The following is a 21,128-nucleotide window of genomic DNA, read 5'->3' as shown; positions in this document are numbered from 1 at the left end:
GCCTATCGGGTGAACAGGGCCCAGGCGCTGGCCAGGTCCTGGACGATGTGGCCGAGGGACTTGTAGGCGGTGATCTCGGCGGACGAGCGGCGGCCTTCGACGCGGCTGGCCAGGACCTCGCCGATCTCGGCGACCAGGTGCTCGTCGGTGATCAGGCCGGCGGCCTTTGCCTTGAGGAACTCCGCCCCCTGGGCCAGGACGCCCTCGCGGCTGTCGGCGATGAAGCGGCTGCGGGTGACGACGGCGTCATCGACCTCGACCGGGCCGGCGTAGCTGGAGCCGACGAGGTTGAGGTGCATGCCGGGCTCGAGCCAATCGCCGAAGAGAATCGGCTCGGCGGCGTTGGTGACGGTGCAGACGATGTCGGCGCCGGCGACGGCGGCGCGGGCGCCCGGGACGGCGGTGATCTCGAAGGGGAAGTGCGGTCGCAGGCGCCCGGCGAAGGCGGCGGCGCGCTCGGGGTCGCGGCCCCAGACCCGGACGCCGGTCAGGGCGCGAACCCTGGCGATGGCGTGGATATGGCTTGCGGCCTGCTCGCCATACCCGAGAACGGCCATGGTCGTGGCGTCCGGGCGGGCAAGGGCGTCGGTGGCGACTGCGCTGGCGGCGGCGGTGCGGATGGCGGTGATCTCGCCGGCGTGCAGGATGCAGACCGGGGCGCCGTCATCGGGGTCGAAGAGCACCACGATCCCCTGGTGCGACGAGCGTCCCCTGGCGAAGTTTTCCGGGACGATGCTGATCAGCTTGGCCCCGAACGGTCCGTCGGGCGCCAGGCATGACGCCGAACAGGCGGTCGCCCTGCAACGGGATGATGCCCCGCAGCAACTGGCGCGTCTCGCCCGTCGAAAAGGCGATCATGGCGTCGCGGACGATGGGGATGCAGAGGTCGTAGGTCAGCCGGGCGCGGACTTCGTCGCGGTCGATGAAGCGCATGCGCCGGCTCCCCTGTTGGCGCGTTCAGCCTGACGAGGCGGCGATGGTTGCGCAAGGGCGGGGCCACCCCATCTGTCCCTGATCCTGTTGCGAATTAGGAGCGAGCCCGTGGCCGACCTTTCCGCCTTCCCGATCACCAAGCGCTGGCCCGCCAAGGACCCCGGCGTCATCCAGCTGTACGGCCTGCCGACCCCCAACGGCGTCAAGGTGTCGATCATGCTGGAGGAGACAGGGCTTCCCTACGAGCCGCACCTGATCGACATCGGCAAGAACGAGAGCCACCTGCCGGAGTTCAAGTCGCTGAACCCGAACGGCAAGATCCCCGCGATCATCGATCCCGACGGACCGGGCGGCAATCCGATGGGCCTGTTCGAGTCCGGGGCCATCCTGATCTATCTGGCCGAGAAGAGCGGCCGGTTCCTGCCCGCCGATCCGGCCGCGCGCTGGGAGACCATCGCCTGGGTGATGTGGCAGATGGGCGGGGTGGGGCCGATGTTCGGCCAGGTCGGCTTCTTCAACAAGTTCGCCGGCAAGGACTTCGAGGACAAGCGCCCGCTCGAGCGATACGTCGCCGAAGCCAAGCGGCTGCTGCAGGTGCTCGACGAGCGCCTGACCGGCCGCGACTGGATCATGGGCGAGGACTACACCATCGCCGACATCGCCACCCTGGGCTGGGTGCGCAACCTGGTGGGTTTCTACGAGGCCGGCGACCTGGTCGGCTTCGACGACTACAAGGCGGTGAAGGCCTGGCTGGAGCGGGGTCTCGCCAGGCCGGCCGTGCAGCGCGGCCTGACGATTCCGTCGCGCGACTAGAACTCTTCCCAACCCTCGGCTTCCGGCGCCCGGGCGACCTGAGAGGTCTGCTTGAGGGCCGGACGGCTGCGGAAGTCGCTGGCGGCCGGTTTGGGCGCGGCGACCATCACCTCGGGGCGCCGGGTCTGGGCCTGGGCGGGGGCCGGGGCCGAACCGCTGATCCTGAATTGGGAGACCAGGCGGGCCAGTTCGCCGGCCTCGCGGCGCAGGGCATGGCTGGCGGCGGTCGATTGCTCGACCATGGCCGCGTTCTGCTGGGTCACCTGGTCCATCTGGTTGACGGCGGTGTTGACCTCGGACAGCGCCGAGGCCTGTTCCTGGCTGGAGGCGGTGATCTCGGTCACCAGGCTGGTGATCTGCGCCACGCTGCCGACGATGCGCTGCAGGGCTTCGCCGGTCTGGCCGACCAGGGTGACGCCCTCGCCGACCTGGCGGGTGGAGGCGCCGATCAGGGTCTTGATCTCCTTGGCGGCGTCGGCCGAGCGCTGGGCCAGGGAGCGGACTTCCGAGGCGACGACCGCGAAGCCGCGTCCCGCGTCGCCGGCCCGGGCCGCCTCGACCCCGGCGTTGAGCGCCAGGAGGTTGGTCTGGAAGGCGATCTCGTCGATCACCCCGATGATCTGGCTGATCTCGCGGGCCGAGCTTTCGATCTGGCTCATGGCCGAGACGGCGCTGGCGACGATGACGCCGCTCTGCTCGGCGTCGGCGCGGGCGGTGCGGACAACCTGATCGGCCTGTTTGGCGCCCTCGGCGGTGCGTTTGACGGTGGCGGTGATCTCGTCCAGGGCGGCGGCCGTCTCCTCGAGGGTAGCGGCGTTGTGCTCGGTGCGGCGCGACATGTCGTCGGCCGCCTGGCTGATCTCGTCAGAGCCCGAGCGGATGGCGGTGGCGTTGGCGTTGATGACGCCCATGGCCGCTTCCAGCTTGCCAACGGCCTCGTTGAAGTCGGTCTTCAGCCGTTCGTAGTCGCCGGGGAACTCCGCCGTGATGCGCCAGGACAGGTCCCCGGACGACAGGGCGCTGAGGCCCTTGGCGGTTTCCTCGACGACGACGGCCTGTTCGGCGGCGGCGCGGTTGCGTTCGGCTTCAGACCGTTCGCGCGTGGAGCGGGCGTCGCCCTCCATGCGCTCGCGGTCGGCGGAGGCGGTGCGCAGGGCCATGGCGTTGTCCTTGAACACCTGCACGGCGCGGCTCATGGCGCCGATCTCGTCGCCGCGGCCGGCGCTGGCGATGGCGACGTCGAGGTCGCCCTTGGCCAGTCGTTGCATGTCGCTGGTCAGGCTCCGCACCGGGCGGCTGAGCGTCCGGGCCAGCAGCCAGCCGGCGAAGGCGGCCAGCAGGGCGGCCAGCACCACGCCGATGATGGCCAGGATAACGGTCATGGCCAGGGTGGTGTCAAAGGTGTCGCGCTCGGCCTGGATGTCGGCTGCCGATGAGGCGGCGACCTTGTCGAGGTTGTCCTCGACGACGCCCATCAGTTCGTCGGCCTGGCCCTCGCGGCCGATCAGGGCCCCGGCCTCGGCGACCGATCCGGCGCTCAGCAGAACGCCCGCCTGGTCGACGGCGCCCTTGTACCAGGCCGCCGCGGCGGCCTCGGTGGCGGCGATCTCGGCCAGTTCGGCGGCATCGCCGGCCGAGGCCTCCCGCAGGATGGCCATGCGCTTGCCGAAGTTGTCGCGGTGGGCGTTGACCCGGCCGAGATAGTAGGCGTCCTGGCTCAGCACCCAGCCACGCAGGCTGTTTTCCTGCCGGGCCAGGTAGAACCGGGCCTCGCGAATGGCGACATCCTCGCTCCAGGCCACCTTCAATCGGTCCTGCCCGGCGCTGATGTTCTGCACCTGGTAGACGGTGAAGGCGCCGGAAGCGCCCATGATCATCACCACGCCGGCGAAGGCGGCGGTGACTTTGCGGGAGATGGTCCAGTCGGCGAAAGCCATGCGATTGGGGTCCGGTGCTAGAAGCTGTAGGTGAGGGCGGCGACCAGGCGGCCTTCGTAGCGTTCACCAAAGTCGTGGCCGTCGGTGTCGTACCAGCGTAGATCGCCGGAGATAGCCTTGGTGAACTTGTGCTTCACGCCAATGTTCCAGGCGTCATAGTCCGTGCCGTTTTCGGTGCGGCGCAGGCCGTAGGCGGCGGTCAGCTTGCCGCCGTCGTAGATCTTGGCGCCGCCCTGGGCCTCGACCCACCAGGCCTCGTCGGTGGCGCCATAGGTGTCGGGCGAATAGTTGACGCGCAGGCGACCGCTGAAGGTCTTGCCGAAGTCGCGCGACAGATCGAACTGGGCTTCGAAGTAACCGCTGTCGATACCGTTCTCTTCGCCGGTCATCTCGCGGTAGAGCAGCTGGCTGTCGAGGTCGAACCCGCCGAACTCGGCGACATAGCCGCCCGTCAGGATGACTTCGCTCTCGGCGTCCCTGGTCGAGGCGGCCTGGGAGACGAAGGCGTCGGCGTAGAAGCCGTCTTGCGTCCAGCGCACCGAACCGTTGAAGGCCGGGTCCTCGTCGCTCTTGCCGAGGCCCTTGCCGAGATACTGGCTGGCAAGACCAACCTTGCCGGAAAACTCGCCCGCCAGGGTCGGCGTGGCGACGATCATGCCAAGAACGGCAGTGGACAGAACGATGATTTTTTTCATTGGCCCCTCGATATGTTAGGGCCTTATGAGCTTGACTACATTGCCATGTCGTAAACGCCCATTTAGGGCGGAACACCTAATCCAAATACATACCTATTCTGGGCATTCTCGGATACGAGAAGGCATTATCTTCAGAAGCGAACGGCGAACGAGGCTGACACCGTGTCGCCGTTCTCGCCCGGCGCATCGATTTCCCGGTACCAGCGCAGGGCCAGGGTAGCGGGCTTGCCCGCGATCCGGGTGTCGTAGCCGACGATCGGCCCGGCCGCATTGCCCTGCCACTTCATGGCGCCCAGTTTCGGGCCGCCCCGGGCCTTGTCGCCGACGGTGCGGGCCGAATAGCCGACCGCCCCGATCCGGAAATCGCCGACCCGGCGCACGACGGCGCCCTCTGCCTCGAACAGGCCCTGGGTCTGGAAATCGCGGGCGTTGGCCTCGGTCTCCTCGACAAAGCGGCTGGCGGCCGAGACGTCCCAATCCGACTCCTTGCCCTTCCACCGCAACTTGAAGGTGGGGGCGTCGCCCTCGCGCCAGACGGCGGGGGCGCCGGCGTCGGTCAGGTTGCTGGCCAGACTGCCGTCGGTGGGCGCGACGCGCAGGCGTTCGAGGGTCGGGTCGGTCAAGGCCTGGGCATTGGCCAGACCGGCGCCGGTCATCGCGCCCGCGAAACTCAGACAGGACAGGAACAGCCTCATGCTGCGCTAACGGTCGCGGGCCCGGCGGGTTGCACGCCCTCCCGGGCGCGACGCAGGTTGACGCTGCTGGCGCATTCGGAGAGGAGAGCCTGACCACTTCCGGAGCGCCCGCCATGCCCGTCACGATGTACGGCATCAAGAACTGCGACACCGTCGCCAAGGCCCGCAAATGGCTGGAAGGCGAGGGCGTGGCCTACGACTTCCACGACTACAAGGTGCTGGGCGTGACGGCCGAAAAGCTGCGCGCCTGGGCGGGAGAAGTGGGTTGGGAACCGCTGCTCAACAAGGCCGGCACGACCTTCCGCAAGCTGCCCGAGGCGGACCGGCAGGATATCGACGAGGCCAAGGCCATCGCGCTCATGATCGCCCAGCCCTCAATGATCAAGCGACCGGTGGTCGAGGGAGGCGGGCCCCTGCTGGTCGGCTTCAAGCCGGATGCCTACGCGGCCCGGTTCGGCGGATAGCGTGCCTCGGACGGCCCGGGGGCGGGCCGCGCATTCGGGCGACGACCCGGGTAACCAGCGGCGATCCTGAGCGCGCGCCCAGGCGAGCCGGCCCTGGTCATGGCTTTCAGCAGCCGGACCCACTCGGCGGTGGCGATGACGAACGGGTTGTGGCTTTTGACGGCCTCCGTCAGGCCGTAGCGGCAGGCCTCGTCGCGGCGTTCGGCCTGGTATGTGCCAAACAGCCGGTCGAAGATGAGCAAGACTCCACCGAAGTTCCGGTCGATATAGATCGGGTTCGAGGCGTGGTGGACACGGTGGGCCGAGGGGGTATTGAGGACCCCTTCCAGAGGACCCAGTCGTCCGACCAGCTCGGTATGCAGAAAATACTGGAAGCGCAGGTTCAGCGCCAGAACGGCGGCGACCGCTTCCGGCCGCCAACCGAGGGCCACAGCCGGAACAAAGAACACCCAGAGCCCCGAGATCAGACCCGTCCAGCCCAACCGTGAGGCCGCCGGAAAGGTCAGTTCCTCCGGCGTATGGTGCACCGAATGGGTCGCCCAGAGCCAGTAGACCTCGTGGCTCAGGCGGTGCTGCCAGTAGTAGAGGAACTCGACCGCCACGAAGAGTAACGCCCAGCTCCACCAGGCGTCGACGGGCAGGCGCAATGGGGTCAGCGCGTAGACCGCTCCGAAGAGGGCGCCGATCGCCAGCCCGGACAGGCCGTTGCTGACGATCTGGCCGGCGGCGACGCCCAACGAGGCCAAGGCCGCGTGGCTGTCGTAGCCCTGGCGGGTCACAAACCGCCGAAGGAGGAATTCCAACAGCGCGGCCCCCGCCGCGACGACCGCGAACAGCGGTGCGGTGTGTTGGAGGGATTCAGGATTGATCAGCGCCATGGTCAGCCACTCATGGCCGCATAGGCGTCGGCGCGGCTGAGGCGACCATCATGGTCATTGTCGAGCTGGGCGAAGCGGGCTCTTCCGGCGACTGTGAACTCGGCGCGGGACAGCTTGTTGTCACCATTGGCGTCGATCGCCCGCATTGCGCTCAGGGTCTTGGGACCGGGCATGCGGTTCGGCAGGCCGAGGTCGGCGCGCATCGCCCGGGCTTCGGCGCGGGTCAGAATCTGGTCGTGATTGGCGTCCGCGCGGTCGAAAGCCGCCAGGCGGGCGTCCCTGAACTCGGGGTAGCTGATCCAGCCGTCGCTGTCGCGGTCGGCCCGGGCGATGAGGGCATTGAGAGGCGGGGAGGCGGCCGCGGGCAGGGCGACCGCGCAAAGGATGACGCCAAGACCGAGAAAGCGGGCGGCGGGCAGGCGGTGCATAGGTGAACTCCTTGGGAAAAAGGACCGGCCGGGCTGAGGACGGGCGGAGGGCAGCCCGGCCGGGAAGGCTGTAGGGCGACTGCCTACTGGGGGCGGCTGACGGTGGCCGAGCGACTCACGGCGGCGCCACTGTTGGTCACCGCCGACTTGTCGACGGTGACGCTGTCCTCGTCGTGGGAGACATCGGTCTGGGTTTGGTAGCCGCGGCCTTGCGAGGTCTGAACGCCCGACGAGCGGCTGTACCCGTCGTCGGTACGCGTCGTTTCGCCCTGATAGGTCTGCGTGTTGCCGGCGGGGCCGGTACGGCTGGCGCTGGTGGCGACGCCATTCTCGGTCTTCACCGAGGCGCGGCTACGGGCGGTCGAATAGGTTTCGCCGCCGTTGGTGGTGGTCGAGCGGCTGGTCGAGGAGGCGCCCGGCGAGCGATAGGCGTCAACCTGGGTCGTGCCGCCGCGGCCGGCGGCGCCTTGGACGGTGACTGTGCCGGACCGGGCGCGACCCCAGGCGGCGGCGCTGTCGGCGATGAGGAGGATGGGGCCGGCGGTCATGAGGACGGCCAGGCCGATGGTGACGATTCCCTTGTGGGACATGGCGATATTCCTTGCAGCGGGTTGAGAGACAGCGCGGGTTGCGCCGACGTCACTGGTCTAAACCGCTGCTCGTCCCTGGGTTTGTCCGGCCGGCGCCGCCGTGTAACAGCGGGTAACAACGTCTGGCGAAGGCTGCCGCTTCGAGGTCATAAGGGCGCAGGAGGCCCGCCCTTGAACCAGACGCCGCTGGTCTACATCGCCGAGGACGACCCGGAGATCCGCGCCCTGATGGTCGGCCTGTTCCGGGCGGAGGGTTGGCGGGCCGAGGCCGCGCCCGACGCCCGCGCCTTCTGGAGGCTGGTCGAGAGCGAGCGGCCGGACCTTGCGCTGCTGGATGTGATGATGCCGGGCGAAGACGGGTTGGCGCTTTGCCGCCGCCTGCAGGCCAACCATGGCTCCCCGGTGATTATCGCCTCTGCGCGTGGCGAAGCCATGGATCGGATCATCGGCCTGGAGGTCGGCGCGGACGCCTATATTGTCAAACCGTTCCACCCTCGCGAGCTGCTTGCCCAGGCCAAGGCGGTGCTGCGGGCGCGGCAGGGCGGGGCGGTCCGGGCGGTCCGACCGGTGTTCCATTTCGAGGGCTGGCGACTCGACGTCGGGGCGCGGGACCTGACCGATCCCGCCGGCCAGGCGGTGATCCTGACAGCGGGAGAGCATGACCTGCTGATGGTCCTGCTGGAGCGGCCCCGCCAGGTGCTGTCGCGCGATCACATCATGGACGCGCTGAGAGGGCGGGCCGCCGAGTCCTACGACCGTTCGATCGACATCCAGGTATCGAGGCTGAGACGAAAGCTGGGCGATGACCCGTCCGCGCCGCAACTCATCAAGACCGTGCGCAACGGCGGCTATCTGTTCGCGGCCGAGGTGGTGACTGAGTGACCGGCCGTGGGCGCCTGGGTTTGGGATCGCGTTTAGCCCTGCTGACGGCTGGCGGCTTCTTCGCACTGCAGTTGATCGGGGTGATTGGCGTGTTGCTCTGGAACGCCCAGGACACCGGTCGTTGGCGGCTTCCGTTCCCCGATCGACTGGCGGCCATGGCCGAGACGCTGGAGGCGGCGGCCCCAGCAACGGACCGCCAACGCCTGCTGCGGGCCTTTTCCTCAAACGAGGTCCGCGTGCGGCTGATCGATCGATCACCACCAGACGGGTGGATGCGGCCGGCGATCACCCTGGGTGCGGCGCCTCCCACCCTCTATGGCTCTGCCCTGCAAGAGCGTCGGGTCGAGGTGATCGTACGTCAGGGCTCGCGGCGCCTGTTTCGGCGCGAGAATGGCGGCTGGGGGCGGGAAGCGGCAGTCGTCGTGCACCTCAGAGGCGGTGGCCTGATGATGGTCGATGCGGGAACAAACCTCCGCAGGCAGCTGATGTTCTATGTCCTGCTGGCGGCCAACATCGTTTTTGGTCTGGCCATCATGGCCCTGATCTGGCGGTCTGCCCGCGCCATGGCGGCGCCGCTGCAAGCGATCGCCGACCGCGCCGACCGTTTCTCGCTTGATCTCGACGCCGAACCGATGCCGGAGGCCGGTCCGCCGGAGGCCCTGTCCGTGGCTGCCGCCTTCAACCGGTTGCGGGGGCGAGTTCGAGGCCTGATGGCCGAGCGACTGAGCATGCTGGCGGCCATTGCGCACGACCTGAAGACCTACCTGACGCGGCTGCGCATTCGGGCGGCGATGATTGCTGATCCCGTCCAGCGCGATCTGGCTGACCGCGACATTCGCCAGATGTCGGCGCTGATCGAGGATGTGCTGCAGGTCGCGCGGGGAGAGGAGCGGCCGACCGCGACCGCGCCGGTAGATATCGCGAGCCTCCTGGAGGAGGTGGTCGAGGGACGACGCGCGGCAGGCGACGCCGTGACGGCTGGCCTGTTCGCTGGGCCAGTGATCGTTGAGGGGGATGAGGCGGGCCTGCGACGGGTCATCGAAAATCTGATCGACAACGCCGTGAAGTACGCGGGCGCGGCCGAAATCACCCTTTCAGCGGCGGAAGCGACCTGGACCCTGGATGTCGTCGATCACGGGCCCGGCCTTCCGGAGCACTTCGCCGACGAGGCCTTCGAGCCGTTTACCAGAGCGGAGACCTCGCGTTCTCGCCAGACCGGCGGAGCAGGCCTTGGACTGGCCATCGCTCGCGGTCTCGCCAGGGCTTCGGGCGGTGAGGTCGTGCTGGCGCCGACACCGGGGGGCGGCCTTACCGCGCGCCTGATCCTGCCCCGATAGTTTTCTTCGCGAGCGCTGCATCCAGGCCGCGGTTCGGCGGCGACTAGTCCTCAAAACCGGGCGATGATCGTCCCGGGCTGGAGGGCAAGGACATGGAAGACCTGTTTCGATCCTACTGGTGGCTGTTGTTCCCGCTGGGCTTCTTCGTGGTCCAGGCCTGGGACCAGTGGATGCGCTACCTGAAGCACAAGAACACCCTCGACCTCGTCAAGAGCTACGCCGAGCAGGGCCGCGATCCGCCGGCCGACCTGCTGGCCCAGGTCAAGGCGGACGGCGCCGCCCTGGACGCTTCCATCGACGATGACGACGACGACGATCGCAGCCGTCGCCGCCGCTACCGCAGCCGTTATCGCCGTGAACGCGGTTGGTATCAGGTCGTGCTGTTCGGTTCCCTGGCGCTCGGCTTTGGCTACGCCGCCATGACCGACCTGCTGGGCATCGGCGAGGCGGCGGTGATCGTGGCCTTCGTCATGGGCGCCCTCTGCGCGGCGAGCCTGGTCAGCACCCTGATGGCCCGGCGGGACTAGGCGGTGGACGGGGGACTGGTGAGGGCGGCCCGGGAGGGATCCCAGGCCGCCTTCTCCCGGCTGGTCGAGCGCCACCAGGCGCCCCTGCGCGGTTTCCTGCGCCGGGCCCATGGCTGGGCCGAGGCCGACGACATTGCCCAGGAGGCCCTGGTCACGGCCTGGTCGAGCCTGCACCGGCTGCGGGACGACGCGGGGTTCCGCCCCTGGCTGTTCGGCATCGCCTGGAAGAAGGCCCAGACGGCGGCGCGTTCGGCGCGGCGCTCGGCGGTGCGGGACAACGACTGGGCGGCGACCGAGGTGCAGACGGCGGCGGACGGCGTCGCGCCGGAAGAGCGGCTGGCGCTGGAGGCAGCTTTGGCCCAGCTGTCGCCGGAGCAGCGGGCGGCGGTCACCCTTTGCCTGGCCGAAGGCTGGAGCCACGGCGAGGCCGCCGAGGCGCTGGGCTTGCCGCTGGGCACGGTGAAGTCGCATGTGGCGCGCGGACGCGATAGACTGCTGGCGAGTTTGGGAGAGCGTACATGACCCCCGATGACAAGATCGCGGCCTTCCTTAGATCGGCCCGCCCGGCGTCCGAGCCGTCGTTCAACGCCTCGGTCATGAAGGCCATCGCCCGGCGCCAGCTCGAGCAGTCGCTGCTGGTGGCGGCGCTGGCCGCCATCGTCGGCGGCCTGGTGCTGTGGGCCGTGGCGCCCGTGCTGGCCAGCGTGCTGGAACCGGCGGCGCAGTCGATGGCGACGGGGGTGGCGGTGCTGACCGCGACGCTCAGCCTGGTCGGCATGGGCCAGATGGTGCTGCGTCCAAGAGAGGCCTGAGGGGGCCCTTTCGCGCCTTACGAACATTTCATGCGGAATTCCGCATCCGTTGCGTCCCCCTCGCGCCTCTCATGATCAGATGGCGCACGCAACGGCGCGGCGCCGCAGAGATTCGAGAGAAGGTTCACCACCATGGAAATGCTGATCCCCATTGCTTTCTTCGCCATGATCGCGGCGATCGTCATCGTCCCCAACTGGCTGAAGGCCCGCGAACGCAGCGAGATGCAGAGCACGCTGCGCACGGCGATCGACAAGGGCCAGCCGATGCCGCCCGAGGTCATCGACGCCCTGACCAAGACCGTGAAACTGCCGCCCAGCTCGATCAGCGACCTGCGCACCGGCATCATCTGGATCGGTGTCGGCCTGGGCCTGGGCGCCTTCGGCTACATCACCTCCTACGAATGGGACGAAGGCTTCCACGTCATGGGCGGCATCGGGGCGATCCCCGCCATCATCGGCCTGACCTACGTCGTCCTCAGCTTCTTCAACCCCAACAAGGGCCAGCAGTCCTAGACGGCTGCTGCAAGCTCCAAGGGGGAGTGATCAACCATGGCCCAGGCAAGGGCTGTCACAGGACTGCACGATGTGGAGCTCGCCAGCCTCGCGGCGGCGGGCGACCGCGCGGCCTTCGGCGAGCTGGTGCGCAGGCACGGCTCGGCCGTCCGGGGCCTGCTGCGGCGGATGGGGGCCCAGCCCTCGACCGCCGACGACATCGCGCAGGACGCTTTCCTGACCGCCTTCGAGCGGGTCGCGGAATTCCGGGGCGAGGGCACCTTCGCCGCCTGGGTGAAGCGGATCGCCGCCCGGCTGTACGTGCGCCGCTGGCGCAAGGACAGCCGGATGACCGAAGAAGTGGAACAGGACGACGAAGGGCATGGCGGAGAAGTCTCCACCGTCGACCGCATCGATCTGGACGAGGCCATGAAGAGCCTGTCCGACCAGGAACGTTTGTGTGTGTCGCTATGCTACGGCGCCGGACTTTCTCACGCCGAAGCGGCCGAAACCATCGGGGCCCCCTTGGGGACAGTGAAATCCCATGTCAAACGTGGTTTGGATAAGCTCCGGATCCGACTTGCGCCAACTCAAGGCGCGGGGCGCGAGGCGGAAAGGCAGGATCATGTCTGATCTAGAATTCGAAACGCGCCTCGACCGCATGTTCGCCGAGCCGCCGCATTTCGCCGATGGCGAGCTGTTCGCCCGGCAGGTGGAGGCGCGGATGGAGCGTGGCTGGTCGCTGCGGCGGCTGGTGATCGGCGGGGCCGGCGTCGTCGCCGGTGTCGTCGGGGTTGGCCAGATGATGGGCGCGGGCCTGTTCCTCAAGGCGGCGGGCAGCGAGGCGACGGCCCAGGCCAGCGCCGTGGGCAAGGCCTTCGCCGAGGTGCTGAGCGCCAGCTCCAACCTCGGAGCCCTGCCGGTCAGCCCGGAAGTTCTGTGGATGACGGCGGCGCTGGGTGTTATGGCGCTGGGCTTCGCCATTACGCGGGCCACGCAGGAGTTCTAGCTTTGTCGTCTCATCGGCAGGACGTCGTCCGGCGTCTCGCGGCGCCGGACATCGCCGCCCGCAAGGGCGGCGAGCCCATTGTCTGCCTCACCGCCTACACCGCCCCGATCGCCGAGATCCTCGACGAGCACTGCGACCTGCTGCTGGTCGGCGACAGTGTTGGGATGGTGGTGCATGGCCTGCCCAACACCGTCGGCGTGACCATGGAGATGATGATCCTGCACGGCCAAGCGGTCATGCGCGGGGCCCGCAAGGCCATGGTGGTCATCGACATGCCCTTCGGGTCCTACGAAGGCAGCGCCGAGACCGCCTACGAGAACGCCGCCCGGATCATGAAGGAGACGGGGGCCCAGGCGGTGAAGGTCGAGAGCGGCCCGACCGTGCCCGATACGATCCACTACATGGTCCAGCGCGGCATCCCGGTCATGGGCCATGTCGGCTTGCGGCCGCAGGCGGTGCTGGTCGATGGCGGCTTCAAGGCCAAGGGCAGGGACATCGGCAGCCACAACCAGATCCTCGCCGAGGCGGCGGCCACGACGGAGGCGGGCGCCTTCGCCGTCGTCGTCGAGGGCGTGGCTGAAGGGCTGGCCCGCGACATCACCGCCGCCATCACGGCGCCGACCATCGGCATCGGGGCGTCGGCCGGTTGCGACGGCCAGATCCTGGTCACCGACGACATGCTGGGCCTGTTCGACTGGACCCCGAAGTTCGTGCGCCGCTTCGCCCACCTGCGCGGCGACATCGCCGAGGCCGGGGCGAAGTACGCGGCCGAGGTGCGGGCCCGGACGTTTCCCGGCGATGCGGAGACCTACTTCGCGAAGAAGGGCTCCTCCTGATCTGCTAAACGGGGCTGGCGCTGTTCGGGCGAAAAATCGCATCAGTTCAAAGGCTTGATGAATATGTCTAGACATATTCATCGACCAGAACGGCCCTCGCCGCAGTCCTCGCGGGAGGCGTGGGTCGCCGCGGTGCGTTTTCGACCCACAAACCCCGCGCCTCGACCAACACACTGACCTACGCCCCGGGCCACAATCTGGCGGCCCTCACCCACGTGAAAACCCACAGGCCTTGGGGTTCAGCCCGTTTTCCCCGGCTTTCGAACGACATCGGCTTTTTTGTGGGTCGGCCGGCCGCGCTATAATGGTCGCCGCTTCGATAGCCGGGTGACCCCGACCCCGGCGGCGTGAGCGGATTTGTCGGTCGCGGCGCGTCAGACCCTTCCCCCTCCGCCCAACGCACACTAGACAGTTCCGCTTCCATCCCAGCCCCGCCAGAGCCATGCACGACATCCGAGCCATCCGCGAGAACCCCGCCGCTTTTGTTGCTGGCTGGGCAGCGCGTTCCGGATCGACGGCAGAAGCGCGCGCGGCTGCGGAAGAGACGGTTGCCAAAGTGCTCGAACTGGATGCGCAATTGCGTCAGGCGACGAGCGACCTCCAAGCGGACCAAACCGCTCGGAACGCCCTGTCCAAGCAAATTGGTCAGGCAAAGGGGCGTAAAGACGAAGCGGAAGCGCAACGACTGCTGGCCGAGGTCGAGAACCTGAAGGGCGGCGAAGACGCAGCGCGACACAATGCCCAGATGGCGGACCTCGACCTTCGTCACCTGCTCGCCAGCCTGCCCAACATTCCGGACGCCCAGGTCCCGGCTGGCGAGGACGAGACCGGCAACGTCGAACAGCGCCGTCACGGCGACCCCGTGCGCCTCAACAACGCCCGCGACCACGTCGATCTCGGCGCGGCGCTCGGCGGCATGGATTTCGAGGCCGCCGCCCGCATGAGCGGCTCGCGGTTCGTGGTCATCAAGGGTCAACTGGCGCGGCTGGAACGGGCGCTTGGCCAGTTCATGATCGACGTGCAGACGACCGAGAACGGCTATACGGAAATCAGCCCGCCGCTGCTGGTGCGCGACGAAGCGGTGTTCGGCACCGGCCAGCTTCCCAAGTTCGAGGAAGACCTGTTCCACACCACCGACGGTCGCTGGCTGATCCCCACCGCCGAGGTCTCGCTGACCAACATCGTCCGCGAGCAGATCCTTGCCGAGGAAGAACTGCCCCTGCGGATGACCGCCCTGACCCCCAGCTTCCGCTCGGAAGCCGGCGCCAGCGGTCGCGACACCCGCGGCATGATCCGCCAGCACCAGTTCTACAAGGTCGAGCTGGTGTCGATCACCGCGCCGGAGCAGTCGGAAGACGAGCACCAGCGGATGGTTGGCTGCGCCGAGGGCATCCTCAAGAAGCTTGGCCTGTCGTTCCGCACCATGCTGCTGTGCACCGGCGACATGGGCTTCACGGCCCGCAAGACCTATGACCTCGAGGTCTGGCTGCCGTCGCAGAACACCTACCGCGAAATCTCGAGCTGCTCCAACTGCGGCGACTTCCAGGCCCGGCGCATGGACGCCCGGACCAAGAAGGCCGGCGAGAAGGGCACCCGCTTCGTCCACACCCTCAACGGCTCGGGCCTGGCCGTCGGCCGCACCCTGGTGGCGGTGATGGAGAACTATCAGGACGAGAACGGCCGCATCGCCATCCCGGACGTGCTGCAGCCCTACATGGGCGGCCTCAAGCATATCGAAGCGGCCTGATGCGCATCCTGCTGACCAACGACGACGGCATCCACGCCGAGGGCCTCGAGTGCCTCGAGAAGATCGCCCGCGTCCTGACCGACGACGTCTGGGTCGTCGCGCCGGAGTACGAGCAGTCCGGGGCCAGCCGGGCCCTGACCCTGGCCGATCCGCTGAGGGTCCGCAAAGTCGCCGAGCGCAAATGGGCGGTGACCGGCACGCCGACCGACTGCGTCATGCTGGGCATCCGCAACCTGGTCGAGGGCGCCCCGCCCGACCTGGTGCTGTCGGGGGTCAATCGCGGCCAGAACATCGCCGAGGACGTCACCATGTCCGGCACCGTCGCGGGCGCAATCGAGGGCATGGCGCTGGGCATTCCCTCGATCGCCCTGTCGCAGTCGATGCTGGCCTTCCACGACGAGGTCATTCCCTTCTGGGAGACCGCCGAGACCTACGGCCCGGGCATCGTCAAACGCCTGCTGGAAGTCGGCTGGCCGAAGGACGTCATCATGAACGTCAACTTCCCCTCCCGGCCGCCGGAAGAGGTGACCGCCGTCGAGGTGACGCGCCAGGGCTTCCGCGACATGCACATCCGCAAGGCCGAGCGCCGCACCGACCTGCGCGGCCGCGACTATTACTGGATGGGCTTCTCCGGCCAGCTGTCCAACCCGGCCGAGGGCACAGACCTGAAGGCCACCTATGAGGGTCGCATTTCGGTGACGCCCCTCCATATCGACCTGACCCACAACGAAACCGTCCATGCGCTCAAGGGCTTGCTGGGCGGAGCGCCGCCGAAAGCCTGAATGTCCAAGCCGCCGCCCGAACACGAAGGTGAGGATCGCGCCAAGCTGATCCTGGCGCTGCGCGAGCAGGGCGTGAGCGACGTCAAGGTGCTGGGCGCCATGGAGAAGACGCCGCGCGAGATCTTCACGCCGGATCTGTTCAAGACGCGGTCGTGGGAAGATTCAGCCCTGCCCATCGCCTGCGGCCAGACGATCAGCCAGCCCTACATCGTCGGCCTGATGACCCAGGCCCTGACCCTGGATCGCCGGTCGCGGGTGCTCGAGATCGGCACGGGAAGTGGCTATCAGACCGCCATCCTCAGCCGGCTGTCGCGGCTGGTCTACACGATCGAACGCTACCGCACCCTGATGGCAGAGGCCGAGGCGCGTTTCAAAACCCTGCAGCTGGTCAACGTCATCACCAAGTTCGGCGACGGCGGAGAGGGCTGGGCGGAGCAGGCGCCTTTTGACCGCATTATGGTCACAGCAGCGGCGCCCGAAGAGCCGACAAGACTCCTCGCGCAACTGAAACCGGACGGGGTTCTGGTGGCGCCGGTGGGCCGGGGGCCTGTTCAGCAATTGATCCGCTATGCGGGCGATGGCGCGGGCGGCTTCCTGCGGGAAACATTGTGCGACGTGCGGTTCGTCCCCCTCCTGGACGGCGTCGCGCGCGAACTTTGACCCGTAAAACCGTCGGCGTCCTCGTGTGCTTAACGCAGGCTTAACGCGCATCAAGCCAGGTGTGTCGTTCGACTGATCAAGAGAGCGGCGATGACCCAGTATTTTACCCGCGCCCTGTTGCTCGCGGCCAGCGCCGCCGCCCTGACCGCCTGCGCGACCGCTCCGACGCCGCGCTATCCCGTGGTCGAGGGCCAACAGGCCGGAACCGGCCCGACGGCCATCGAGATGCCCAAGCCGGCCTACGCCATCCGCCAGAGCGATGCGCCGCCGCCGCCGCCGCCCCCTCCGCCGCAGGGCGATGCAGAGGAGGAGGCCGCGCCGGCCGATGAGCCCGGCGATGTCGCCTGGGCCCCGCCGCAGAGCGAAGGCGGCATTATCAAGGTCTCGAACCTCGCCCCGCCGGCGCAGGACCGCTATGAGGCGCCCGCGCCGATCCAGCTGGCCCAGAACGACGCCGAGGACGACCCCCCGCCGGCCAGGCGCACTGAAAACCGCACCGTCGTCACCGTCGCCGGCAAGGTCATCGCCGTCGACGGCAAGCCGAAGACCTGGACGGTCAAGTCGGGCCAGGGCCTCGACGCCGTGGCCCGCGAACTGGGCACCACCCGCAAGCAGCTGGCCGACGACAACAAGCTGAAGGAGCCCTTCCTTCTGAAGCCCGGCCAGGTGCTGAAAGGCCCGGCCAGCAAGGGCAAGGCCTATGTGGTCGAGAGCGGCGACACCCTCACCGCCGTCGCCAAGCGCTTCAACGTCAAGGTCGCGGCCCTGGCCGAAGAGAACAACCTGACCACCAAGGCCGCCATCAAGAAGGGCCAGAAGCTGCGCCTGCCGCAGGGCTTCAAGGACAGCGGTCCGGTCAAGAAGACGGTCTCGGTGACGGTCGACGCGCCGGCTCCGCCGCGTCCGCGTCCGCAACCGACGGCCCCGCAGCCGACCTATGTGCCAGACGATCCGCGCATGCCGCCGTCCTCGCGTCCGCCGGTCGAGACGCCGTATGATCCGCGCGCCCTGCCGCCCGTGCAGCAGCCGCCGGTCGAACGCCCGCCGGTTCAGACCGCCCCCAGTCAACTGCCCCCGGCCAGGCCGCCGGCCAGCAAGCCCCCGGCCGTGAAGCCGCCCGTCACGACACCGCCGGTCGTCGCCACGCCGCCGGTGGTCAAGCCGCCGGTCTACAAACCACCGGTGCAACAGCCAGTGGCCCCGCCGCCCTCATCCAAGCCGCTGCCGCCGCTGATGCCGGACGACAAGCCGCCGTCGTACACCGACGCCGACTACGCGCGCATGGCGGCCGGCCGCTTCCAGTGGCCGGTGCGCGGGACAATCATTTCGCCCTACGGGCCCCGGGGGCCCATGCAGCGGAATGACGGCGTCGACATCGGCGCGGCGGCCGGCACGCCGGTGGTCGCCGCCGCGGACGGCATCGTCAAGCTGGCCAACGACCTGCCGAACTCGGGTCTGACGGTCATCGTCATCCATGCCGATGGCTGGGCGACAGTCTACGCCAACCTGCGCTCCGCCGATGTCAGCATGGACCAGCGGGTCAGCCGCGGTCAGAAGATCGGCGTCGTCGGCCAGAGCGGCGACGCGCCCAAGCCCCAGCTGCACTTCGAGGTTCGCCACTCGCCCTCGGCCAAGTACAAGGCCCGGGCGATCGACCCACAGATCGTCCTTCCCCGCTAGGGGAGGGGCTTTCCGAGCTCACCGGCCAGGTCGCGGATGAACTGCCAGGCGACGCGGCCCGAGCGGGAGCCGCGCGCTTGGGCCCACTGCAACGCGCGGCGATCCAGGTCCTTCGCGCGCAGATCGAACCGGCCGGCATAGGACCGCACCGCCTCCAGATAGGCCGCCTGGTCCATCGGCGGGAAGCCGACCCAGAGCCCGAACCGGTCGGAGACGCTGACCTCTTCCTCGGCGTCCTCGGATGCGGCGATCAGACCCCGGCCCTCGGCATGGTCGCGCGGCATCAGGTGGCGGCGATTCGAGGTGGCCACGAACAGCACATTCTCCGGCGGCCCGGCGACGCCGCCCTCCAGGGCCGACTTCAGCGCCTTGGCCGCCGCCGCCCCGTCCTCGAACGACAGGTCGTCGCACAGCACCACGAAGCGCTCGGGCCGGCCCCGCAACAGATCGAACAGGGCGGGCAGGGCGGTGACCTCGTCGCGATCGACCTCGACCAGCTTGAGGGCCGGATAGTCGCTGACCGCGGCCATGAACGCGGCCTTGGCCAGGCTGCTCTTGCCGGTGCCGCGCACGCCCCACAGCAGGGCGTGGTTGGTCGGCAGGCCGCGGGCGAAGCGGCCCAGATTCTCGACAAACCGGGCCTTCTGGCGATCCACGCCGACCAGCAGGTCCAGCGGCAGGGGGTAGTCGGGGGCCGGCAGGAAGGCGGCTCTGGCCGGATCATGGCGGAACAGCCGGGCGGCCGCGAAGTCGGCCTCGGCCGGCGCGGCGGGGACCAGACGGTCAAGGGCGTCGGCGATGCGGGTCAGGAGAGGCGTCAGGTCGGTCATTTTCAGGACCGCTTCTAGCGGACTGTGACGGCGAAAAGCCACAGGCCTCGCCTGTGTTCGGGCCGCTCATTGCAATGAGCAGGGTCAAGCCCTAGTTTCCGCCGACCTGAAACCGGCGCGCCCTCGGGGCCTGCGCCGCACCGTTACACTGGAGTCGAAATGCCCGAAGGTCTTATGCAACTGGCGCCGTTGCTGCTGATGGTCCCGTTGTTCTATTTCATGATCATCCGGCCCCAGCAGAAGCGCGCCAAGGAACATCAGGCGATGATCGCCAACGTCAAGCGCGGCGACATGATCGAGCTGTCGAGCGGCCTGGTCGGTAAGGTCGTCCGCGTCGAGGACAAGGAAGTCGGCGTCGAGATCGCCCAGGGCGTCACCGTCAAGGTGGTCAAGGCGATGATCGGCGTGGTCCGCACCAAGGGCGAACCCGCCCCCGCCAACGACGCCAAGAGCTGATCGCCTCCTAGAGGCGTCCCGAAAAGCTCGCGAGGAATTCCACCGCCATGATGCAGTTGTCCCGCTGGAAGATCATTGTCGTCGTCGCGACAGTGCTCTTCGGCCTGCTGTTCGCCCTGCCCAACGTGCTGCCGGCCAACGTCCGGGCCGGCATGCCGGGCTTCCTGCCCAAGAGCACGCTGAACCTGGGTCTCGACCTGCAGGGCGGCTCCTACCTGCTGCTCGAGGTCGATACGACCGCGCTGCAGAAGGAGAAGCTCAACAACCTGTCGGAGGAAGTCCGCCGGATCCTGGGTAACGCCGGGACCCCGCCGCAGGGCGTGTCGCAGGACGGCAAGAGCGTCATCGTCCTGATGCCCGCCGACAAGGCGCAGGCCGCCTTCGTCGAATTGAGCAAGCAGGCCCCCAGTCCGACCCGGGCCGGGACCGCCGACATCAACGTCAGCCGCCAGGGTGACCAGGCCATCCGCCTGACCTACACCGACACGGCCATCAGCGAGACCGCTTCGGGCGCCGTCGAGCAGTCGATCGAGATCGTCCGCCGCCGGATCGACGAACTGGGCACCAAGGAGCCCTCGATCACTCGCCAGGGGACGAATCGCATCGTCGTCCAGGCCCCGGGCGAGAGCGATCCGGAAAAGCTCAAGAACATCATCGGCAAGACCGCCCGCCTGACCTTCCAGATGGTCAACGACGATCCGGATGACAACCGCGCGGCCGGCGAGGGCGCCATTCCGCCGGGGTCTGAAGTTCTGCCCCAGAAGGGCGGTGGCGCGCTGCTGTTGCGCAAGCGGATCGAGGTCAGCGGCGACATGCTGACCCACGCGGGCGTCGGCACCAACCAGAACGGCCAGACCGTCGTCACCTTCCGCCTCAACGGGGAGGGGGCCAAGCGCTTCGCGGCAGTGACCCAGAAGAACATCGGCAAGCCGTTCGCCATCGTTCTGGATGGCGTCGTGCAGTCGGCGCCCAATATCCAAAGCGCCATCACCGGCGGCTCGGGCGAGATCACCGGCAACTACACGATCCAGACAGCCAACGAGATGTCGATCCTGCTCAACGCCGGCGCCCTGCCGGCGCCGCTGAACGTCGAAGAGCAGCGCACGGTCGGGGCTGAGCTGGGGGCGGACGCCGTCAAGGCCGGCCAGCTTTCGACCACCGTCGGCTTCGTCTCGATCCTGGTCTTCATGCTGCTGACCTACGGCCTGCTGTTCGGCGGGGTGTCGATCATCGCCCTGCTCGTCAACGCCATGTTGATCGTTGGGGCCATGAGCCTGACCCAGGCCACCCTGACCCTGCCTGGCATCGCCGGCCTGATCCTGACCCTTGCGGTCGCGGTCGACGCCAATGTGTTGATCTACGAGCGGATGAGAGATGAGGTGAGGGCGGGGAGACCGCTGCTGGCCTCGATGGACGCGGGCTTCTCGCGGGCCATGGTCACCATCATCGACGCCAACCTGACAACTCTGATCGCCGCGGCGATCATGTTCTCGGCCGGCGCCGGCCCGGTCCGCGGCTTCGCCTGGACCCTCTCGATCGGCGTGTTCACCTCGGTGTTCTCGGCCGTGCTCATCACCCAGGTTCTGCTGGCCGTGTGGTATCGCACCGCGCGTCCCAAGACCCTGCCGATCGCTTAGGACCTGAA

Annotated in this window: 26 protein-coding genes; 17 read left to right on the top strand and 9 right to left on the bottom strand. The window is 68.3% G+C overall.

Going from position 1 to position 21,128, the window contains the following annotated elements; translation table 11 throughout:
• Window positions 1–2 precede the first annotated feature (2 nt).
• Together O5I81_RS14305 and O5I81_RS14300 are read right to left on the bottom strand one after the other, a co-directional pair.
• Window positions 3–734: an ornithine cyclodeaminase family protein gene (locus tag O5I81_RS14305; protein WP_271069038.1), complete on the bottom strand. Its 732-nt coding sequence runs from the start codon at window positions 732–734 to the stop codon at window positions 3–5.
• Window positions 664–933 (bottom strand): hypothetical protein, encoded by a 270-nt coding sequence (locus O5I81_RS14300; protein WP_271065533.1) that lies wholly within the window; start codon window positions 931–933, stop codon window positions 664–666. Before O5I81_RS14300 ends, O5I81_RS14305 begins: the two co-directional genes overlap by 71 nt.
• Window positions 934–1,041: 108 nt before the next feature.
• On the opposite strand from O5I81_RS14300, the gene O5I81_RS14295 reads away from it, so the two are divergent.
• Window positions 1,042–1,746, top strand: coding sequence for a glutathione S-transferase N-terminal domain-containing protein (locus O5I81_RS14295; RefSeq protein ID WP_271065532.1), 705 nt, complete (start codon window positions 1,042–1,044; stop codon window positions 1,744–1,746).
• On the opposite strand, the gene O5I81_RS14290 is transcribed toward O5I81_RS14295, so the two are convergent.
• From O5I81_RS14290 to O5I81_RS14280, 3 genes are all read right to left on the bottom strand, one after another.
• Entirely contained in the window at window positions 1,743–3,683 is a 1,941-nt protein-coding gene (locus O5I81_RS14290; RefSeq protein WP_271065531.1) for a methyl-accepting chemotaxis protein, read from the bottom strand. The two genes, O5I81_RS14295 and O5I81_RS14290, sit on opposite strands and share 4 nt — an antisense overlap.
• Before the next feature lie 17 nt (window positions 3,684–3,700).
• Window positions 3,701–4,378, bottom strand: coding sequence for a TorF family putative porin (locus O5I81_RS14285; protein ID WP_271065530.1), 678 nt, complete (start codon window positions 4,376–4,378; stop codon window positions 3,701–3,703).
• Window positions 4,379–4,509: 131 nt separating this feature from the next.
• Window positions 4,510–5,073, bottom strand: a complete 564-nt coding sequence (locus tag O5I81_RS14280; protein ID WP_271065529.1) for a transporter — start codon at window positions 5,071–5,073, stop codon at window positions 4,510–4,512.
• Between the two features lie 113 nt (window positions 5,074–5,186).
• Here O5I81_RS14280 and O5I81_RS14275 point away from each other — a divergent pair, with 113 nt between their 5' ends.
• Window positions 5,187–5,537, top strand: a complete 351-nt coding sequence (locus tag O5I81_RS14275; protein ID WP_271065528.1) for an ArsC family reductase — start codon at window positions 5,187–5,189, stop codon at window positions 5,535–5,537.
• Here O5I81_RS14275 and O5I81_RS14270 read toward each other — a convergent pair.
• The 3 genes from O5I81_RS14270 to O5I81_RS14260 form a co-directional block, all read right to left on the bottom strand.
• Entirely contained in the window at window positions 5,513–6,415 is a 903-nt protein-coding gene (locus O5I81_RS14270) for a sterol desaturase family protein (protein WP_271065527.1), read from the bottom strand. The two genes, O5I81_RS14275 and O5I81_RS14270, sit on opposite strands and share 25 nt — an antisense overlap.
• A 2-nt stretch (window positions 6,416–6,417) precedes the next feature.
• Window positions 6,418–6,843: an EF-hand domain-containing protein gene (locus O5I81_RS14265; protein ID WP_271065526.1), complete on the bottom strand. Its 426-nt coding sequence runs from the start codon at window positions 6,841–6,843 to the stop codon at window positions 6,418–6,420.
• An 83-nt stretch (window positions 6,844–6,926) separates the two neighbouring features.
• A complete protein-coding gene (locus tag O5I81_RS14260) occupies window positions 6,927–7,433 on the bottom strand; it encodes a hypothetical protein (RefSeq protein ID WP_271065525.1) in 507 nt (168 codons plus the stop codon).
• A 171-nt stretch (window positions 7,434–7,604) separates the two neighbouring features.
• Between O5I81_RS14260 and O5I81_RS14255 the strand changes: the two genes are divergently transcribed.
• The 13 genes from O5I81_RS14255 (at window position 7,605) to O5I81_RS14195 (ending at window position 18,197) form a co-directional block, all read left to right on the top strand.
• Window positions 7,605–8,315, top strand: coding sequence for a response regulator transcription factor (locus O5I81_RS14255; RefSeq protein WP_271065524.1), 711 nt, complete (start codon window positions 7,605–7,607; stop codon window positions 8,313–8,315).
• Window positions 8,312–9,652, top strand: a complete 1,341-nt coding sequence (locus O5I81_RS14250) for a HAMP domain-containing sensor histidine kinase (protein ID WP_271065523.1) — start codon at window positions 8,312–8,314, stop codon at window positions 9,650–9,652. Before O5I81_RS14255 ends, O5I81_RS14250 begins: the two co-directional genes overlap by 4 nt.
• A gap of 92 nt (window positions 9,653–9,744) precedes the next feature.
• A complete protein-coding gene (locus O5I81_RS14245) occupies window positions 9,745–10,179 on the top strand; it encodes a hypothetical protein (RefSeq protein WP_271065522.1) in 435 nt (144 codons plus the stop codon).
• Window positions 10,180–10,182: 3 nt separating this feature from the next.
• Window positions 10,183–10,701, top strand: a complete 519-nt coding sequence (locus O5I81_RS14240) for an RNA polymerase sigma factor (protein WP_271065521.1) — start codon at window positions 10,183–10,185, stop codon at window positions 10,699–10,701.
• On the top strand, window positions 10,698–10,991 hold the full coding sequence (locus O5I81_RS14235; RefSeq protein ID WP_271065520.1) for a hypothetical protein: 294 nt from the start codon (window positions 10,698–10,700) through the stop codon (window positions 10,989–10,991). The genes O5I81_RS14240 and O5I81_RS14235 overlap by 4 nt, the downstream gene beginning before the upstream one ends.
• 132 nt (window positions 10,992–11,123) lie before the next feature.
• The gene (locus O5I81_RS14230; RefSeq protein WP_271065519.1) at window positions 11,124–11,504 is read left to right on the top strand and encodes a DUF6249 domain-containing protein; all 381 of its coding nucleotides are present in this window, start codon (window positions 11,124–11,126) and stop codon (window positions 11,502–11,504) included.
• Window positions 11,505–11,540: 36 nt separating this feature from the next.
• Window positions 11,541–12,116, top strand: coding sequence for an RNA polymerase sigma factor (locus O5I81_RS14225; RefSeq protein WP_271065518.1), 576 nt, complete (start codon window positions 11,541–11,543; stop codon window positions 12,114–12,116).
• On the top strand, window positions 12,109–12,492 hold the full coding sequence (locus O5I81_RS14220; RefSeq protein WP_271065517.1) for a hypothetical protein: 384 nt from the start codon (window positions 12,109–12,111) through the stop codon (window positions 12,490–12,492). The genes O5I81_RS14225 and O5I81_RS14220 overlap by 8 nt, the downstream gene beginning before the upstream one ends.
• 2 nt (window positions 12,493–12,494) lie before the next feature.
• Window positions 12,495–13,328 carry a 3-methyl-2-oxobutanoate hydroxymethyltransferase gene (gene panB / locus O5I81_RS14215; protein WP_271065516.1) on the top strand — a complete coding sequence of 278 codons (834 nt, stop codon included), beginning with the start codon at window positions 12,495–12,497 and terminating at the stop codon, window positions 13,326–13,328.
• Between the two features lie 442 nt (window positions 13,329–13,770).
• Entirely contained in the window at window positions 13,771–15,075 is a 1,305-nt protein-coding gene (gene serS / locus O5I81_RS14210; RefSeq protein WP_271065515.1) for a serine--tRNA ligase, read from the top strand.
• Complete coding sequence (gene surE / locus O5I81_RS14205) at window positions 15,075–15,857, top strand: 5'/3'-nucleotidase SurE (protein WP_271065514.1); 783 nt, start codon at window positions 15,075–15,077, stop codon at window positions 15,855–15,857. The genes serS and surE overlap by 1 nt, the downstream gene beginning before the upstream one ends.
• Window positions 15,858–16,517 (top strand): protein-L-isoaspartate(D-aspartate) O-methyltransferase, encoded by a 660-nt coding sequence (locus O5I81_RS14200; RefSeq protein ID WP_271065513.1) that lies wholly within the window; start codon window positions 15,858–15,860, stop codon window positions 16,515–16,517.
• A 90-nt stretch (window positions 16,518–16,607) separates the two neighbouring features.
• Window positions 16,608–18,197 carry a peptidoglycan DD-metalloendopeptidase family protein gene (locus O5I81_RS14195; RefSeq protein WP_271065512.1) on the top strand — a complete coding sequence of 530 codons (1,590 nt, stop codon included), beginning with the start codon at window positions 16,608–16,610 and terminating at the stop codon, window positions 18,195–18,197.
• On the opposite strand, the gene O5I81_RS14190 is transcribed toward O5I81_RS14195, so the two are convergent.
• Entirely contained in the window at window positions 18,194–19,027 is an 834-nt protein-coding gene (locus tag O5I81_RS14190) for an ATP-binding protein (RefSeq protein WP_271065511.1), read from the bottom strand. The two genes, O5I81_RS14195 and O5I81_RS14190, sit on opposite strands and share 4 nt — an antisense overlap.
• 159 nt (window positions 19,028–19,186) lie before the next feature.
• On the opposite strand from O5I81_RS14190, the gene yajC reads away from it, so the two are divergent.
• The gene (gene yajC, locus O5I81_RS14185; protein WP_271065510.1) at window positions 19,187–19,483 is read left to right on the top strand and encodes a preprotein translocase subunit YajC; all 297 of its coding nucleotides are present in this window, start codon (window positions 19,187–19,189) and stop codon (window positions 19,481–19,483) included.
• Between the two features lie 47 nt (window positions 19,484–19,530).
• Complete coding sequence (secD, locus tag O5I81_RS14180; protein ID WP_271065509.1) at window positions 19,531–21,120, top strand: protein translocase subunit SecD; 1,590 nt, start codon at window positions 19,531–19,533, stop codon at window positions 21,118–21,120.
• Window positions 21,121–21,128 lie beyond the last annotated feature (8 nt).

This window comes from Caulobacter sp. NIBR1757, assembly GCF_027912495.1.
Taxonomy (GTDB): Bacteria; Pseudomonadota; Alphaproteobacteria; order Caulobacterales; family Caulobacteraceae; genus Caulobacter.
This window is presented reverse-complemented; position numbering and strand designations above follow the sequence as displayed.

Excerpts from the sequence above, each read along its gene's own strand:
- O5I81_RS14290 (WP_271065531.1), bottom strand. The coding sequence starts at position 3,683 with ATGGCTTTCGCCGACTGGACCATCTCCCGCAAAGTCACCGCCGCCTTC.
- serS (WP_271065515.1), top strand. The coding sequence starts at position 13,771 with ATGCACGACATCCGAGCCATCCGCGAGAACCCCGCCGCTTTTGTTGCT.
- O5I81_RS14285 (WP_271065530.1), bottom strand. The coding sequence starts at position 4,378 with ATGAAAAAAATCATCGTTCTGTCCACTGCCGTTCTTGGCATGATCGTC.
- O5I81_RS14260 (WP_271065525.1), bottom strand. The coding sequence starts at position 7,433 with ATGTCCCACAAGGGAATCGTCACCATCGGCCTGGCCGTCCTCATGACC.
- O5I81_RS14200 (WP_271065513.1), top strand. The coding sequence starts at position 15,858 with ATGTCCAAGCCGCCGCCCGAACACGAAGGTGAGGATCGCGCCAAGCTG.
- O5I81_RS14220 (WP_271065517.1), top strand. The coding sequence starts at position 12,109 with ATGTCTGATCTAGAATTCGAAACGCGCCTCGACCGCATGTTCGCCGAG.
- O5I81_RS14190 (WP_271065511.1), bottom strand. The coding sequence starts at position 19,027 with ATGACCGACCTGACGCCTCTCCTGACCCGCATCGCCGACGCCCTTGAC.
- O5I81_RS14195 (WP_271065512.1), top strand. The coding sequence starts at position 16,608 with ATGACCCAGTATTTTACCCGCGCCCTGTTGCTCGCGGCCAGCGCCGCC.
- surE (WP_271065514.1), top strand. The coding sequence starts at position 15,075 with ATGCGCATCCTGCTGACCAACGACGACGGCATCCACGCCGAGGGCCTC.
- O5I81_RS14275 (WP_271065528.1), top strand. The coding sequence starts at position 5,187 with ATGCCCGTCACGATGTACGGCATCAAGAACTGCGACACCGTCGCCAAG.
- O5I81_RS14225 (WP_271065518.1), top strand. The coding sequence starts at position 11,541 with ATGGCCCAGGCAAGGGCTGTCACAGGACTGCACGATGTGGAGCTCGCC.
- O5I81_RS14280 (WP_271065529.1), bottom strand. The coding sequence starts at position 5,073 with ATGAGGCTGTTCCTGTCCTGTCTGAGTTTCGCGGGCGCGATGACCGGC.
- secD (WP_271065509.1), top strand. The coding sequence starts at position 19,531 with ATGATGCAGTTGTCCCGCTGGAAGATCATTGTCGTCGTCGCGACAGTG.
- O5I81_RS14270 (WP_271065527.1), bottom strand. The coding sequence starts at position 6,415 with ATGGCGCTGATCAATCCTGAATCCCTCCAACACACCGCACCGCTGTTC.
- yajC (WP_271065510.1), top strand. The coding sequence starts at position 19,187 with ATGCCCGAAGGTCTTATGCAACTGGCGCCGTTGCTGCTGATGGTCCCG.
- O5I81_RS14245 (WP_271065522.1), top strand. The coding sequence starts at position 9,745 with ATGGAAGACCTGTTTCGATCCTACTGGTGGCTGTTGTTCCCGCTGGGC.
- O5I81_RS14230 (WP_271065519.1), top strand. The coding sequence starts at position 11,124 with ATGGAAATGCTGATCCCCATTGCTTTCTTCGCCATGATCGCGGCGATC.
- O5I81_RS14235 (WP_271065520.1), top strand. The coding sequence starts at position 10,698 with ATGACCCCCGATGACAAGATCGCGGCCTTCCTTAGATCGGCCCGCCCG.
- O5I81_RS14300 (WP_271065533.1), bottom strand. The coding sequence starts at position 933 with ATGCGCTTCATCGACCGCGACGAAGTCCGCGCCCGGCTGACCTACGAC.
- O5I81_RS14265 (WP_271065526.1), bottom strand. The coding sequence starts at position 6,843 with ATGCACCGCCTGCCCGCCGCCCGCTTTCTCGGTCTTGGCGTCATCCTT.